General features: G+C 37.2%; 18 protein-coding genes. All 18 read left to right on the top strand.

Going from position 1 to position 13912, the window contains the following annotated elements; all coding sequences use genetic code 11:
• The 18 genes from J2S77_RS02740 (at position 1) to J2S77_RS02655 (ending at position 13274) form a co-directional block, all read left to right on the top strand.
• Positions 1-1062 (top strand): M24 family metallopeptidase, encoded by a 1062-nt coding sequence (locus tag J2S77_RS02740; protein WP_306974430.1) that lies wholly within the window; start codon positions 1-3, stop codon positions 1060-1062.
• A 22-nt stretch (positions 1063-1084) separates the two neighbouring features.
• On the top strand, positions 1085-1642 hold the full coding sequence (efp, locus tag J2S77_RS02735) for an elongation factor P (protein WP_306974428.1): 558 nt from the start codon (positions 1085-1087) through the stop codon (positions 1640-1642).
• A gap of 137 nt (positions 1643-1779) precedes the next feature.
• Entirely contained in the window at positions 1780-2763 is a 984-nt protein-coding gene (spoIIIAA, locus tag J2S77_RS02730) for a stage III sporulation protein AA (RefSeq protein WP_306974426.1), read from the top strand.
• Positions 2708-3220: a stage III sporulation protein SpoIIIAB gene (spoIIIAB, locus tag J2S77_RS02725; RefSeq protein ID WP_167262512.1), complete on the top strand. Its 513-nt coding sequence runs from the start codon at positions 2708-2710 to the stop codon at positions 3218-3220. Before spoIIIAA ends, spoIIIAB begins: the two co-directional genes overlap by 56 nt.
• 13 nt (positions 3221-3233) lie before the next feature.
• Positions 3234-3443, top strand: coding sequence for a stage III sporulation protein AC (spoIIIAC, locus tag J2S77_RS02720; protein ID WP_167262511.1), 210 nt, complete (start codon positions 3234-3236; stop codon positions 3441-3443).
• 14 nt (positions 3444-3457) lie between these two features.
• Entirely contained in the window at positions 3458-3844 is a 387-nt protein-coding gene (spoIIIAD, locus tag J2S77_RS02715; RefSeq protein WP_306974423.1) for a stage III sporulation protein AD, read from the top strand.
• A 17-nt stretch (positions 3845-3861) separates the two neighbouring features.
• Positions 3862-5046, top strand: a complete 1185-nt coding sequence (gene spoIIIAE / locus J2S77_RS02710) for a stage III sporulation protein AE (protein WP_306974420.1) — start codon at positions 3862-3864, stop codon at positions 5044-5046.
• 11 nt (positions 5047-5057) lie between these two features.
• On the top strand, positions 5058-5657 hold the full coding sequence (gene spoIIIAF, locus J2S77_RS02705) for a stage III sporulation protein AF (RefSeq protein ID WP_306974418.1): 600 nt from the start codon (positions 5058-5060) through the stop codon (positions 5655-5657).
• Positions 5657-6280, top strand: a complete 624-nt coding sequence (gene spoIIIAG / locus J2S77_RS02700; protein WP_306974416.1) for a stage III sporulation protein AG — start codon at positions 5657-5659, stop codon at positions 6278-6280. The genes spoIIIAF and spoIIIAG overlap by 1 nt, the downstream gene beginning before the upstream one ends.
• Positions 6281-6282: 2 nt before the next feature.
• Positions 6283-6888 carry a SpoIIIAH-like family protein gene (locus J2S77_RS02695; RefSeq protein WP_306974414.1) on the top strand — a complete coding sequence of 202 codons (606 nt, stop codon included), beginning with the start codon at positions 6283-6285 and terminating at the stop codon, positions 6886-6888.
• A 196-nt stretch (positions 6889-7084) separates the two neighbouring features.
• Positions 7085-7588 (top strand): acetyl-CoA carboxylase biotin carboxyl carrier protein, encoded by a 504-nt coding sequence (gene accB, locus J2S77_RS02690; protein ID WP_306974412.1) that lies wholly within the window; start codon positions 7085-7087, stop codon positions 7586-7588.
• Between the two features lie 14 nt (positions 7589-7602).
• The gene (gene accC / locus J2S77_RS02685; protein WP_306974411.1) at positions 7603-8955 is read left to right on the top strand and encodes an acetyl-CoA carboxylase biotin carboxylase subunit; all 1353 of its coding nucleotides are present in this window, start codon (positions 7603-7605) and stop codon (positions 8953-8955) included.
• 17 nt (positions 8956-8972) lie between these two features.
• A complete protein-coding gene (locus tag J2S77_RS02680; protein ID WP_306974409.1) occupies positions 8973-9377 on the top strand; it encodes an Asp23/Gls24 family envelope stress response protein in 405 nt (134 codons plus the stop codon).
• A gap of 180 nt (positions 9378-9557) precedes the next feature.
• Positions 9558-9938 (top strand): transcription antitermination factor NusB, encoded by a 381-nt coding sequence (gene nusB, locus J2S77_RS02675; protein ID WP_306974407.1) that lies wholly within the window; start codon positions 9558-9560, stop codon positions 9936-9938.
• Positions 9939-9950: 12 nt separating this feature from the next.
• Positions 9951-10811, top strand: a complete 861-nt coding sequence (locus J2S77_RS02670) for a bifunctional 5,10-methylenetetrahydrofolate dehydrogenase/5,10-methenyltetrahydrofolate cyclohydrolase (RefSeq protein WP_306974405.1) — start codon at positions 9951-9953, stop codon at positions 10809-10811.
• Positions 10812-10816: 5 nt separating this feature from the next.
• The gene (gene xseA / locus J2S77_RS02665) at positions 10817-12169 is read left to right on the top strand and encodes an exodeoxyribonuclease VII large subunit (protein WP_306974403.1); all 1353 of its coding nucleotides are present in this window, start codon (positions 10817-10819) and stop codon (positions 12167-12169) included.
• The gene (locus tag J2S77_RS02660) at positions 12169-12405 is read left to right on the top strand and encodes an exodeoxyribonuclease VII small subunit (RefSeq protein ID WP_306974400.1); all 237 of its coding nucleotides are present in this window, start codon (positions 12169-12171) and stop codon (positions 12403-12405) included. Before xseA ends, J2S77_RS02660 begins: the two co-directional genes overlap by 1 nt.
• On the top strand, positions 12402-13274 hold the full coding sequence (locus tag J2S77_RS02655) for a polyprenyl synthetase family protein (protein ID WP_306974398.1): 873 nt from the start codon (positions 12402-12404) through the stop codon (positions 13272-13274). Before J2S77_RS02660 ends, J2S77_RS02655 begins: the two co-directional genes overlap by 4 nt.
• Positions 13275-13912 lie beyond the last annotated feature (638 nt).

The raw sequence follows: 13912 nt of genomic DNA, 5'->3' as shown, positions 1-13912 counted from the left end.
GTGGAAAAGCTAACTCGTTTACGAGAAAAGATGGAACAGAATGATGTAGATGGTCTTCTTATAACTAATGACCAAAACCGTCGTTACATGACAGGTTTTACGGGAACGGCTGGGGTCATTTTAGTTTCTTTAGATCAAGCCGTGTTTATTACAGATTTTCGTTATACTGTACAAGCTAAAGAGCAAGTGACAGGCTATGAACTTGTGGAACATAAAGGACCGATTCATCAAGAAGTAGCTAATCAAGTGGAACAGCTTGGAATCAAACGTTTAGGTTTTGAAAAAAATCATATGACGTATTCTACCTTTGAAGTGTACCAACAGGTTTTATCAAGTGAATTTATCCCTATAGATGGTTTAGTCGAACAATTGCGAATGTATAAAACCGAATCAGAAATTGCTATATTAAAAGATGCGGCACAGATCGCAGACGCTGCTTTCGATTATATACAAACTATTATTAAACCAGGCGTTAAAGAAATTGATGTATCAAATGAATTAGAATTTTTTATGCGTAAACAAGGTGCAGTGTCTTCATCGTTTGATATTATTGTAGCGTCAGGTTATCGAGCGGCACTTCCACACGGTGTAGCTTCAGATAAAGAAATTCAAACAGGTGAACTTGTGACTTTAGACTTCGGAGCGCTTTATAAAGGGTATTGTTCTGATATGACTAGAACTCTTGCAGTTGGACCAATTAGCGATGAGCTGAATACAATTTATCACACGGTTTTAGAAGCACAAAAACGTGGTATGGATGGGTTGAAAGCAGGAATTACTGGTAAAGAAGCAGACGCTCTAACACGTGACTATATTAAGGAACAAGGTTATGGTGAGTATTTTGGTCATTCGACTGGTCACGGACTGGGGATGGATGTACATGAGGCACCATCTTTATCCTTCCGAAATGATCACCCATTAGAGCCGGGCACGGTTGTTACTGTTGAACCTGGTATTTATGTTCCTAATATAGGTGGTTGTCGTATTGAAGATGATGCTGTCGTCACTGAAAATGGAAATGAAAGATTAACATTCTCAACTAAAGAATTAATCACATTGTAAATGATAGAAGGAGGTTATTAACATGATTTCAGTAAACGATTTTAAAACAGGGTTAACAATAGAAGTAGAAGGTAAAATTTGGCAAGTTATTGAATTTCAACATGTTAAACCAGGAAAAGGGTCAGCTTTTGTTCGCTCAAAACTACGCAATTTAGAAAATGGTAACATCCAAGAGAAAACGTTCCGAGCAGGTGAGAAAGTTAACAAAGCACATTTAGAGCGTCGACCTATGCAATATCTATATGAAACTGGGGAAAATCATACATTCATGGATACTGAAACGTTTGATCAAATAGAAATCCCAGGCGATAAAATCAAAACGGAATTAAATTTTCTAACTGAAGGTACTCAAGCCCATGTCTTAATTTACGAAGGGGATACGTTAGGAATTGAATTACCTAATAACGTTGAACTTGAAGTGGCTGAAACAGAACCTGGTGTTAAAGGTGATACAGCATCTGGTGGTACAAAACCAGCAACACTTGAGACGGGTTATACTGTTCAAGTTCCTTTCTTCATTGATAAAGGTGAGAAATTAGTCATTAATACAACTGAAGGTAAGTATGTATCTCGTGCTTAATATTCATAACCCCAAACCCGACACTTTTAGTAGTGTCGGGTTTTTTAATGAGAAAATAACTCTCTCTTTTTTATACTTTGAATATCATATCTCTTCATCTCATACATATAGTAGTGTTAAGTGGAAGGAGGGATTGGTTGGACAAGTTTATTGCCTCTTATTTACCTACAACCATCACTAGTCTGATCAAAGCAAACATTTCTCAACAAGCGTTAAACCAACTAGAAGAAATTCGATTACGTGTGGGGCATCAAGTACAATTAATTTTCTCAGACCATAGTCAGTTTTTAGAGGGTTTTGTTTTTTATGAAAATGATGCGAATGCATTGTTGGCACGTATAAGTGATTTTTCAGTCTATCGTTTAGAAGAAGAATTAAGAAACGGATTTATTACCATCCGTGGTGGCCACCGAATTGGAATCAGTGGACAAGTGACAGTAGAAAATGGATCAGTCCAAGCCATTACGAATGTGACGTCATTTAATGTTCGTATCGCTTCAGAACGTTTTGGAGCAGCTAATCACATCCTTCCTTATTTATTTGAACATGAAATCCAAAACACTTTACTCATTGGGCCTCCTAAGAGTGGTAAAACAACGATTTTAAGAGATCTGATTCGTTTGATAAGTACTGGAACTGAGCAGTTTACGGGGCAACGTGTTTCATTAGTTGATGAACGTTCTGAAATCGCTGCAGCGTTTCAAGGAGTTCCCCAACATGATGTCGGTCCCTTAACAGATGTTATGAGTGATTGTCCTAAAGCTGAAGGTATGATGATGATGGTACGCTCGATGTCACCTGAATTACTAGCTGTTGATGAGATTGGACGAAAAGAAGATGTAGATAGTCTGATGGAAGCCGTTTATACAGGGGTCGGTTTAATTTGTAGTGTGCATGGTCACACATTATCAGACATTAAACAACGTCCACAGTTACAACCACTTTTAAAACAAGGTGTTTTCCAACGATTTATCTTGTTAAATTCTCTACCACAACCAGGAACTGTACATGCCATTTATAATCATCAACGTGAAATTATAACGACAAAAGTTAGGAGTCATAGTCATGAAGTGGGTCGGCGCGATCCTAATTCTATTAACGTGTACATGGGTCGGAATTGATTTCGCCAATCAATATAAAAAAAGGCCACAACAAATCAGGGACCTACTGCAAGCGTTGCAAATTATGGAAGCAGAAATTGTATATGCTCAAAAGCCAATTGAAACTATCTGTCGTTACATTTCCAAACAGCTATCATTTCCAATTGGGTCATTATTTCAGCGTTTAGTTAATGAATTAAATGAAACTGAGATTTCTTTAGATGACTGTTGGGAGAATGTGATCGAAGAAGAATGGCACTTTACAGCTTTAAAATCGAAAGAAAAACAAATCATGCTGCAGTTTGGGCAATCATTAGGACGACATAATATTGAACAACAGAGAAAACAAATTCAACTGGCGCGAGTTCATCTGCAATATGAACTTGATGAGGCATTAGAAGAGGAAAAACGCTTTTCGAGTATGTATCGGGTGTTAGGGGTATTGTCAGGACTATTATTTGTTTTAATTTTAATTTGAAGGAGCTTACTTCATGTCTGATGTATTTCTATTATTTCAAGTTGCAGGGATTGGAATCATCGTCGCTATGCTCAGTGCCCTACTTAAACAAATGGGTAAGGATGACTTAGCTCAGTGGGTGACTTTAATAGGGTTTATTATTGTTCTCGTTATTGTCATTGATTATTTAGGTCAGCTCTTTCAACAAATTCGTTCTGTGTTTTTATTTCAAATGATGTTATAGAGTAGAGGTTTATTATGCCGTTTTTACAAATAATGGTCATCATAATTATTGCTGCGATTTTAATCGTTGTTGTGAGAGAGCACCATCAGTCGATTAGCTTTTTATTAATCATATTAACTGGCATTTTAATCTTTTTATATGTTCTGTTGCAAATGAATGAAGTGATCAGTGCTTTTCAGGAGATCACTTCTCATATAGATGTATCATTGTTGCATTTAGATACTATTTTTAAAGTTATTGCTGTTGCTTACATGACTGAATTTGCCGCGCATGTTTTGAAAGACGCTCAACTTAATTCGATCGCTGTCAAAGTAGAGATTATTGGTAAGTTATTTATATTATTAATGGCTATTCCTATCTTTATAGCTGTTATCGAAACCTTACTAGGATTTGTGCCGTAATTCAAAGGAGATCGCTTATGAAAAAAACAGTTGTCTCCCTACTTATTGTCGTCATCATGATCTTACTAACGGATATACAAAGTATTGCTGAAGACGAAGGTGAGGAGTTAGATCAAAGTGAAGTAGAAGAAGATCTTGAAGGTTTTTTTGAAAGCTCAACGATTGAAAATCAATGGCAAGATTTACTCAATGAATATCGAGATTATATGCCATTAGATTCAGGGAGTCAATGGAGGGATATTACTGATAATGAGTCGATCTTTTCTTGGCGCGCCTGGGTAGATGGGATTGTATCCTTTTTAGTCGATGAGTTATTGGCAAACGGTCAAACACTAAGTTTGTTAATATTTATTACGTTATTAAGTGCTGTATTAAATGTGCTGGCTCAGTCATTTGAGACACAAACCGTTACTAAAGTGAGTCAATTTGTCATTTTTGGAGTACTCATGACAATTGCCATGACAGGGTTTCATACGGCGGCTAATTTTACGACTGATACGATCGAAACGATGCGTCACTTTATGGTATCACTTCTTCCGTTATTCCTGAGTATGATGGCGGCATTTGGCCATATAGCAACGGTTGCCTTCTTTAATCCTTTTATATTGTTTTTAACACAAGCAAGTGGCTTGTTTATCTCAAAAATTATTATACCATTATTGTTTTTGTCGGCTATTTTACACATAGCTAGTCATGTTAATGAAACGTATAACTTATCTCGATTGGCACACTTGTTTAAACAAGGCGCGCTATTACTAATGGGAGCTTTTTTATCCATTTTTTTAACGATTATGTCTGTACAAGGTATCACAACTGCTGCATCAGATGGGGTTGCTGTACGAGCGGCGAAGTTTGTGACAAGCAACTTTATACCTGTAATTGGCAGAATGTTTACAGATGCAACTGATACGGTTTTATCCGCTTCAATTCTAGTAAAAAACACAATTGGTGTCGCTGGATTAATTGTATTATTCGTCATGATATTATTTCCTATTTTAAAAGTGCTTGTTCTTGGTATGGTTTTCCGTTTGGCCGCAGCGATCTTACAGCCAGTTGCTGATGGTCCGGTCGTTCATATGGTAGATGATATGGGCAAACATATTCTATATTTACTGTTAGCTTTGTTAATGGTTTCAATTATGTTTTTCTTTTCAATTGTGATGCTAATTGTGATCAGTAATACATCATTAATGGTTCGTTAATGGGGGAGCAAATGGAATTTATTACGGATTGGATTACTCAGCTTGTTGTTTTTGTATTTATAGCGACGATTATTACTTTGCTCATTCCTAAAACATCTCATGAACAAGTAATTCGTATTGTCTTCGGCATGATTATTTTACTTCTTTTCTTACATCCCTTAACGACTTTATTTCAAGTAAATCCTGAGGAAGTCGTTGATAACTTTGAATTTTCATCTGATTTAATCAATGTGGATACATTTGAAGAGAAAATAGAATCACAAAAAAAAGAAATACAAGCCTCTTCAGATGCATATATATTAGAACAACTGACCCAAGAGCTACAAAATTCTGTAGAAGAGGAGTTGATGGAAGAATATGATTTAGCCATTCAAGATGTCTTAATGAAATGGAAGGAAGACCGTGAGACTGAAGAGATTAGTGAAATGGTTGATCACGTCACGTTTGTAGTGACAGAGCAACAAACTGGTGTTGAACAGGTTGAAGAAGTAGAGATTCCTGCAGACCAGGATAAGGAGACGATGGATGATGACATGATTAAACAAACAATCGCCTCATATTTAAATCTACCTTTATCTAAAATATCAATTGAATGGGAAGGGGGGCGTTAATGATGCGATTTAAAGAATGGTTCAAGTTGAAAAGTGAGACGGACAGGCCGACGAAGCGATCATATATGATTTTAATAGGGCTAATTGGATTATTGTTTTTAATTCTATCTAATGTGTTTTCGGGATCATCTGATGATACACAAGCACCTATTGAAGAAAGTCAATGGGAAGATGAGACTAAAGAAAAAATGTCTGGAAATGAGACAAATACTAATTATGAGCAACTCCAGAACCAAATGCGACAAGAACTTGAACAAGCTTTGGAAAATATATCTGATGTTCATGATGTTGAAGTAAGCTTACAACTAGATTCATCGGCTATAAAAGTCTTTGAAAAAAATACGACCACAACAAATCAATATACAGATGAAAATGATCAAAATGGTGGAACTAGAAGTGTTGAAGATGAGTCCGTAGAAGAGCAGACTGTCTTATTACGTCAAAACAATAGTGAAGAACCATTACTTATACAAACACAAACCCCCGCCATTCGAGGCGTATTAATTGTAGCCAAAGGAGTTGATCAAATTCACGTTAAAGAAAGAGTCATTGATTCAGTTTCTAGATTGTTAGATGTATCAACCCATCGTATAGCAGTAATGCCAAAGGGTGAGGAGGAATGATGATGGTGTTAAGAAAGCAAACAGTTTGGTTAATTACAATGTTGAGTTTATTAATTGTGTTGAGTGTTTATTATTTGATGTCTCCTGGAAGTGAAGAGGTGGCTTTAATTCCAGACGAAGATGAGGAACGGCAAGAACAAATAGAAGGTGATGAAAACCAAGAGGAAAGTGAGGGTGATAGTACAAGCGATCCACAAACAGAGACAAGTGCTGAAAGTGATTTAGATGTGGATGTGAGTACAGATGAATTATCACCTCATGAACTGTTTACAACGATTCGATTAGAAAAAGAAGATGCTCGTAGTGAAATGAAAGAGCAATTATCGTCAATTGTGGCTTCAAGTTCTGCAACAACAGAAGAGAAAAATGAAGCAATGGAAGAAATGTACGCCTTACAAACATCTGCTCAGAAAGAAATGATTTTAGAAGAAATGATTAAACAAGAAAAAGGTTTTCAAGACGTGTTAGTTCGCACAGATGAGGAAGTTGTGCAGATTAGAGTAATTGCAGAAGAATTGTCTAAAACAGATGCCAATCATATCATGCAGTTAGCACGAGATGAATTCAATGAATTAGAACCACGCGTACGCTTACAAGAAGATGCGTAAATTAAACCTCCATATCCGATTAGGGTATGGAGGTTTAAGATTGTTTGTAGAAGATATCAATTAAAAGGGGGACGTATTATTAGATAAAATATAAAATTATATTTAATATTAAGTTGAAGGTTGCTTTCACTTTATCGTACAATGTTGTTAGGAATTATTAGTACCTGTTATTAAATTTAAAGGAGTGCTACTTGTCATGCTAAAAGTTCAAGAGATAAGAGAATTGATTAAATTATTAGATGAATCATCTATTTCCGATTTTACGTATGAAACAGATGATGGCAAAATTTCGATGAGTAAACAAAATGGGGAAGTTGTACAAGTTGCAACTCCACAACCTGTAACAGCTGAAAAACCAGCGGAGCCAAAAGTCGAAAATCAACCAGCTGAACCGAAAGCAGAGTCAGAACCTGCTCCAGCACCAAAAGAAGAAACAGCTTCAAATAATGTGGTTGATTATGACACAGAGATTGTATCTCCAATGGTTGGGACATTCTATGAAGCCCCATCACCTGATGATGATGTGTATGTTCAAGTTGGCGATCAAGTTGAAGAAAATTCAGTTGTATGTATTGTTGAAGCAATGAAGCTCTTTAACGAAATTGAAGCTGAAACAAAGGGTGAAATTGTAGAAATATTAGTAGACGATGGCGAACTTGTTGAGTATGGACAACCACTATTCAGAGTGAAACAGAAATAAAGGAGGGGTTGTCTGTGATTAACAAAGTATTAATTGCAAATCGTGGTGAAATTGCGGTAAGAATTATTCGTGCTTGTAAAGAACTTAACATTGAAACGGTTGCTATTTTCTCAGAAGCTGACCGTGAATCATTACATGTGCAAATAGCAGATGAAGCTTATTGTGTAGGTCCTATATTGAGTAAAGATTCTTATTTAAATAAAACCAATATTATGAGTGTGGCTAAATTAACGGACTGTGATGCCATTCATCCTGGTTATGGTTTCTTATCTGAAAACGCTGATTTCGCAGAGTTATGTGAAGAATGTAATGTGACATTTATTGGACCTAGTGCGGACTCGATTTCTCGAATGGGAACCAAAGATGTCGCGCGTGAGACAATGCGAGAAGCTGGTGTACCAATTGTACCTGGATCCGATGGGATTATTGCCAATGAAGAAGAAGGTAAACGAGTGGCAAATGAAATCGGATACCCTGTCATTATTAAAGCTACTGCTGGTGGCGGTGGTAAAGGGATTCGCGTTGCTCGAAATGAGGAAGATCTTGTACAAGGCATCCGTGTTACACAGAATGAAGCTGAGACAGCATTTGGTAATCCAGGCGTTTATCTAGAGAAATTTATTGAAGATTTTCGACATGTAGAAATTCAAGTATTGGCTGATAAACACGGTAATACCGTTCATTTAGGTGAACGTGATTGTAGCGTTCAGCGACGTTTACAGAAATTAATTGAAGAAACACCTTCTCCAGCAATTGATGAAACAATTCGTGCAAAAATGGGCAATGCTGCAGTTAAAGCAGCCCAAGCGGTCGATTATGTAGGTGCTGGTACGATTGAATTTATCTTTGATCAAAAAGATTCAAGCTTCTACTTTATGGAAATGAACACACGTATTCAGGTTGAGCATCCAGTGACTGAAATGGTTACAGGTATTGATTTAATCAAACAGCAAATTCTAGTAGCTAATGGTGAACCGATATCATTTAATCAAGAGGATATTCAATTTAATGGTTGGTCAATTGAGTGCCGTGTGAATGCTGAGAATCCAGCTAAAGATTTTATGCCTTCTGCTGGTAAAGTGGCTATGTATTTACCACCTGGTGGATTTGGAGTGAGAGTCGATTCTGCAGCCTATACAGGATGGAATATTCCGCCTTATTATGACTCAATGATCGCTAAGCTAATAGTTCATGGTTCTACACGAGAAGAAGCTATGGATAAGATGAATCGCGCATTAGATGAATTTGTTATTGAGGGTATTCACTCGACTATTCCGTTCCATAAACGAATGATGAATCATCCGGTTTTTAGAGACGGTGATTTTAATACGAAGTTCCTTGAAACATATCAAGTCATGGAAGACTAAAATTTGAGGTGACATGAATGGAAGAGAATCATTTATTAAATGTCAGTGATGATCAATCATTAGGTCGTGTCGAAATCGCACCAGAAGTTATAGAGGTTATTGCAGGTATTGCGGCTAATGAAATCAGTGGTGTAGCTAATATGCGCGGTAATATAGCGTCTAATGTAACCGAAAGACTGGGTAAAAAGAAACAGCATGGTAAAGGTGTCAAGGTTGAATTAACCGAAGAAGGAATTGAAATAGATGTATTTACGGTATTAGATTATGGCGTTTCAATTCCTAAAGTAACTGAAAAAATACAGGAAAATATACGCACAACATTAAAAAATATGACAGCATTAGAAATTTTAGAAATCAATGTTCATGTTGTCGGAATTCAAATTGAAGAAAAAACAGATGAATCAAAACAAGATTCTAAATAAGTCTTGAATTAAACCCCCAGTAAAATGGTCAATTATTTACTGGGGGTTGGTTATGTCATATGTGTTATTCAAATCCATATAGAATGATGGTTTATTTTTTATTTCTCACGAATTTCATGGTAAACTGACATATGTATAAATCTTGATTAAAACCGAATTTATGAAGGAGTTAACTATAGAATGAGTCGAAAGCATAGTCGAGAAAAAGCTTTTCAAGTTTTATTTCAAATCGACATTAACGAAGAAGTGAAAGAAGAAAATCTCATGAAAGTCATGGATGAAGATGTAAGCCCCTTTGCCTCGCAGATCATAAAAGGTGTAATCGATCATAAAGATGAGATTGATAATATTATTGATGGTTATTTAGAGAATTGGAGCTTCTCAAGAATCGGTGCAGTTGAAAAAGCGTTATTACGAATAGCCATCTACGAAATGAAATATGTTGAAGAAACACCTTATAAAGTAGCTGTTAATGAAGCTGTCGAACTAGCTAAACGATTCCATGATGACCAATCAGGTAAATTTGTGAATGGTGTTTTATCGAAACTTGCAGACCAATAGAAGGTGATTGTTATGGAAACAACTATTATGTATGGAAAGCCAGCCGCTGATCAAATTCGATTAGCATTACAAGATGAAGTAACAAGATTAAGTGAGCAACAAGTTATTCCTAAAATAGCTGTTATTATAATTGGTGAACATAAAGCTTCACAAACCTATGTTCGAATTAAGAAAAAAGCAGCTGAGAAAATTGGAATTAAGGCTGAAATAATTGAAAAAGACGAAATGATGACCGAGCGTGAATTACTTGATTTGATCGAGTCTTTAAATAATGACCAAGACACACATGGCATTCTTATTCAACTACCTCTACCAGATCATATTCGTGAAAATGCTGTCTTAGAAACAATCTCTCCTGAAAAAGATGTAGACGGTTTTCATCCGATCAATATTGGTCGATTAGCCGTAGAAGAGGATGCTTTTTACCCTTGTACACCACTAGGTATTATGAAATTATTGGATTACTATAATATAGACATTGCTCAAAAACATGTCGTAGTGGTTGGAAGAAGCCATATTGTCGGCAAACCAATTGGACAAATGATGTTAAATCGTGACGCGACTGTTACATATTGTCATTCAAAAACAACAAATTTGTCTCACCATACGACGCAAGGCGATATTTTAATTGTTGCAGCGGGTCGTGCTCACCTGATTCAAAAAGAAGATGTGAAGCCTGGAGCTGTAGTCGTTGATGTTGGTAATTCTTTTCAAGCAACAGGAGAAGTGTTAGGAGACGTTGACATTGATGATGTTCAAAACCATGTGAGCTATATAACGCCAGTTCCTAAGGGTGTTGGGCCTATGACTATTACCATGTTATTAAACAATACTGTTGAAGCAGCCAAGCGTCTTTCTTTTAAAGGAGATTGAGCGTAATGGAGCAACCAAAATATTTAACGGTGACCGCTTTAACTAAATATATCAAAAAGAAATTTGATATAGATCGTCACCTGAAACAGGTTTTATTACAAGGTGAAATATCAAATTTCAAACATCATTCACGCGGTCATATGTATTTCACAATAAAAGATCAACAAACAAGAATTTCGGCTGTCATGTTTGCCTCACACAATCAAACATTAGCATTCAATCCAGAAGATGGTATGAAGGTACTTATACAGGGAGATGTTACGGTTTATGAACGAACAGGTCAGTATCAAGTGTATGTACAAAGAATGGAACCTGATGGGCTAGGTGCCTTATACCAAGCGTATGAACAATTAAAGAAAAAGTTAGATCAAGAAGGGTTGTTTGAAGAAAGTATAAAACAATCTATTCCACAGTTTCCTGAAAAGATAGGTGTGATTACCTCACCGACAGGTGCTGCGGTTCGAGATATTATGACGACGATTAATCGTCGTTATCCACAAGCTAGGCGTGTTGTTATACCTGCGTCTGTACAAGGTGAGCAGGCAGGCCAATCTGTAGCGAGTGCGATTAATTATGCAAATGAAGTAGGCGATTTTGATACATTGATTGTTGGACGTGGTGGTGGATCGATTGAAGAGTTGTGGGGCTTCAATAAAGAAATCGTAGCAAGATCTATTTTCCAATCTGACATTCCAATTATTTCAGCTGTAGGCCACGAAACGGATTACACGATTGCAGACTTTGTTGCTGATTTACGTGCACCCACCCCAACTGCTGCAGCAGAACTAGCTGTCCCGTCTCAAGATGAACTCTCTCAACAACTTCATGTCATTCGTCAGCGAATTCAACAGCAAATGGGACAACGAATTAAAAATGAAACAGATCGCCTGCAGCGATTAAAACAGTCGTACGCTTTTAAATACCCAGTCCAGTTAACTCAACAAAAAGAGCAGGATTTGGATCGAGCTTTAAACCAATTAAATCGTAATATGAAACAACTTATTCATGATCATAAACAATTGTTAAGTAGAAAGAAGGAAAGGCTGTTAGCTAATTCCCCCCAACAACTTGTTAATGAACGTTATCAATCTTTAATAACGCTCAAAACCCAACTTATTCATACCATAAACTCTCATTATCGAAATAATGTTCACCAACTTGACCGTATGGTTGATAAATTGGAATTACTTAATCCAATGACCACAATGAAAAGAGGTTATTCAATAACTTACAATGAAAGTGGACATATTGTTAAGTCTATTGAGAAGGTATCTTTAGGAGAGCAAATTGATATTACGTTGAGTGATGGTTCATTATATTGCGAAGTGCAAAACAAGGAAGAAAGGACTGAGGAATGATGGAGGAGAAAACGGAACTTAATTTTGAACAAGCGATGGAACGTTTAGAAAAGATAGTTGACCAACTTGAACAGGGCGATGTTCCATTAGAACAAGCAATTCAGTATTACAAAGATGGCATGGAGTTATCGAAGGTATGCCATGATAAATTAAAAAATGTTGAAAATGAGATGGCAGAAATCATGAAAGAAAATGGTGAAACAGAACCATTTACGGTGGAGGACGATTCAGAGTGACTATTCAACTAGAGAAGTATAAATATGACCTTGATCAGTTGCTAGTAAACCGTCTCGAACAATTAAATCTGCCACAAGATTTTCAACAAGCTGTCCAATATGCAATTAATGCAGGGGGTAAACGGCTTCGCCCTATATTAATGCAAGAAACCTTTCGTGTTTTTTCAGAAGAAACCTATAAAGTGACTGATGTCATGCTTGCGCTTGAGCTTGTCCATACATACTCATTAATTCATGACGATCTACCAGCTATGGATGATGACGATTTACGACGCGGACAACCTACCATCCATAAAAAATTTGATGAAGCGACAGCCATTCTTGTGGGCGATGGATTCTTAACCTACGCTTTTCAATTGATCGCAAACAGTTCTTATTTGGATGCTGAAGAAAAAGTATACGTCACACAGCAATTAAGTCAGGCTAGTGGATTTGAAGGAATGATTCAAGGTCAATTTCTTGATTTAAAATCAGAAGGTGAGACGATCTCAATTGACCAATTGGAGTTAGTACACCGGTACAAAACAGGGGCACTAATTCGTGCAGCAGTTAAAATAGGGGCTTATTTGGGCGGTGCTATACCACCGCAAATTGAATCACTTGATCGATACGCATTCTACTTAGGAATGACCTTTCAAATACAGGATGATATTTTGGATGTGACAGGAAGTGAAGATGAGTTAGGGAAACCAATAGGAAGTGATATATCTTTACATAAAAACACGTTTCCAAGCTTGCTTGGTTTAGAACAGGCAATAGAATGGCGAGAAGATTGTATGACTAAAGCTGAAAATGCATTAAATGAGGCTAATGTTAATAATGAGAATCTAATTGCATTTATTAATCTATTTGGTCGGCGAAATAACTGAGTGCACATAATTGTGAGTATAATCGTAATATGGTAAAATAGGAATTACACAAGGGGTGGTGCAGTATTCTAGTCGGTCCTCCGCTTCTGAAGGCGGGCCTAAAAATCCGCCAAAGGGCACATCGATGAAGTTCCTGGTGTTGGCTTGAGGCGCCCAGCCTTGGGTCGATGCTGGGAGTTAAGGTCGTAGGGCGATCCACAATGGCATGTGGGCGTTGACCCTGCTTCCGTGGAGGCCCATATTTGTGCCTTATAACACACGAGTATAAGGTATGAAATGGGGTATGAACCTGTATGATAGCGAGGAATTCGTTATCTGCAGCGTAGCCTGCCTTGAGTGGTGTGTAGGGGATTACAACATATAGTGTTCAGTCGTGTGGCCAGCGAATGAAACGCTCGAAACGTTGTATGAAATAGACACTGCAAAAGAGGCTAGGGAGTGGTTAAAGGCTGCCGAGGAAAACTCCTAGACTGTTCCACAAGACATTTAAAAGGGATTATAGTGCGGGCTAAGTGGTAATCCAGTTTAGCTTCCGGAAACGGAGCTGAGGTCGTTTTAATGGGGAACCGCCGTAGTGGCAACACACGGTAACGACCTGGGAAAACCTGCTGGACCTAAGCCGCAATTTTTACCTTTTA

The organism is Alkalibacillus salilacus (assembly GCF_030812915.1).
Taxonomy (GTDB): Bacteria; Bacillota; Bacilli; order Bacillales; family Alkalibacillaceae; genus Alkalibacillus; species Alkalibacillus salilacus.
This window is presented reverse-complemented; position numbering and strand designations above follow the sequence as displayed.

What these genes read in the sequence shown, in the direction of transcription:
- spoIIIAD (WP_306974423.1), top strand. Translation starts at nt 3,458, where the DNA reads ATGCCGTTTTTACAAATAATGGTCATCATAATTATTGCTGCGATTTTA.
- J2S77_RS02670 (WP_306974405.1), top strand. Translation starts at nt 9,951, where the DNA reads ATGGAAACAACTATTATGTATGGAAAGCCAGCCGCTGATCAAATTCGA.
- xseA (WP_306974403.1), top strand. Translation starts at nt 10,817, where the DNA reads ATGGAGCAACCAAAATATTTAACGGTGACCGCTTTAACTAAATATATC.
- accB (WP_306974412.1), top strand. Translation starts at nt 7,085, where the DNA reads ATGCTAAAAGTTCAAGAGATAAGAGAATTGATTAAATTATTAGATGAA.
- spoIIIAG (WP_306974416.1), top strand. Translation starts at nt 5,657, where the DNA reads ATGATGCGATTTAAAGAATGGTTCAAGTTGAAAAGTGAGACGGACAGG.
- J2S77_RS02660 (WP_306974400.1), top strand. Translation starts at nt 12,169, where the DNA reads ATGGAGGAGAAAACGGAACTTAATTTTGAACAAGCGATGGAACGTTTA.
- spoIIIAE (WP_306974420.1), top strand. Translation starts at nt 3,862, where the DNA reads ATGAAAAAAACAGTTGTCTCCCTACTTATTGTCGTCATCATGATCTTA.
- spoIIIAB (WP_167262512.1), top strand. Translation starts at nt 2,708, where the DNA reads ATGAAGTGGGTCGGCGCGATCCTAATTCTATTAACGTGTACATGGGTC.
- J2S77_RS02680 (WP_306974409.1), top strand. Translation starts at nt 8,973, where the DNA reads ATGGAAGAGAATCATTTATTAAATGTCAGTGATGATCAATCATTAGGT.
- nusB (WP_306974407.1), top strand. Translation starts at nt 9,558, where the DNA reads ATGAGTCGAAAGCATAGTCGAGAAAAAGCTTTTCAAGTTTTATTTCAA.
- J2S77_RS02695 (WP_306974414.1), top strand. Translation starts at nt 6,283, where the DNA reads ATGGTGTTAAGAAAGCAAACAGTTTGGTTAATTACAATGTTGAGTTTA.
- efp (WP_306974428.1), top strand. Translation starts at nt 1,085, where the DNA reads ATGATTTCAGTAAACGATTTTAAAACAGGGTTAACAATAGAAGTAGAA.
- spoIIIAC (WP_167262511.1), top strand. Translation starts at nt 3,234, where the DNA reads ATGTCTGATGTATTTCTATTATTTCAAGTTGCAGGGATTGGAATCATC.
- spoIIIAF (WP_306974418.1), top strand. Translation starts at nt 5,058, where the DNA reads ATGGAATTTATTACGGATTGGATTACTCAGCTTGTTGTTTTTGTATTT.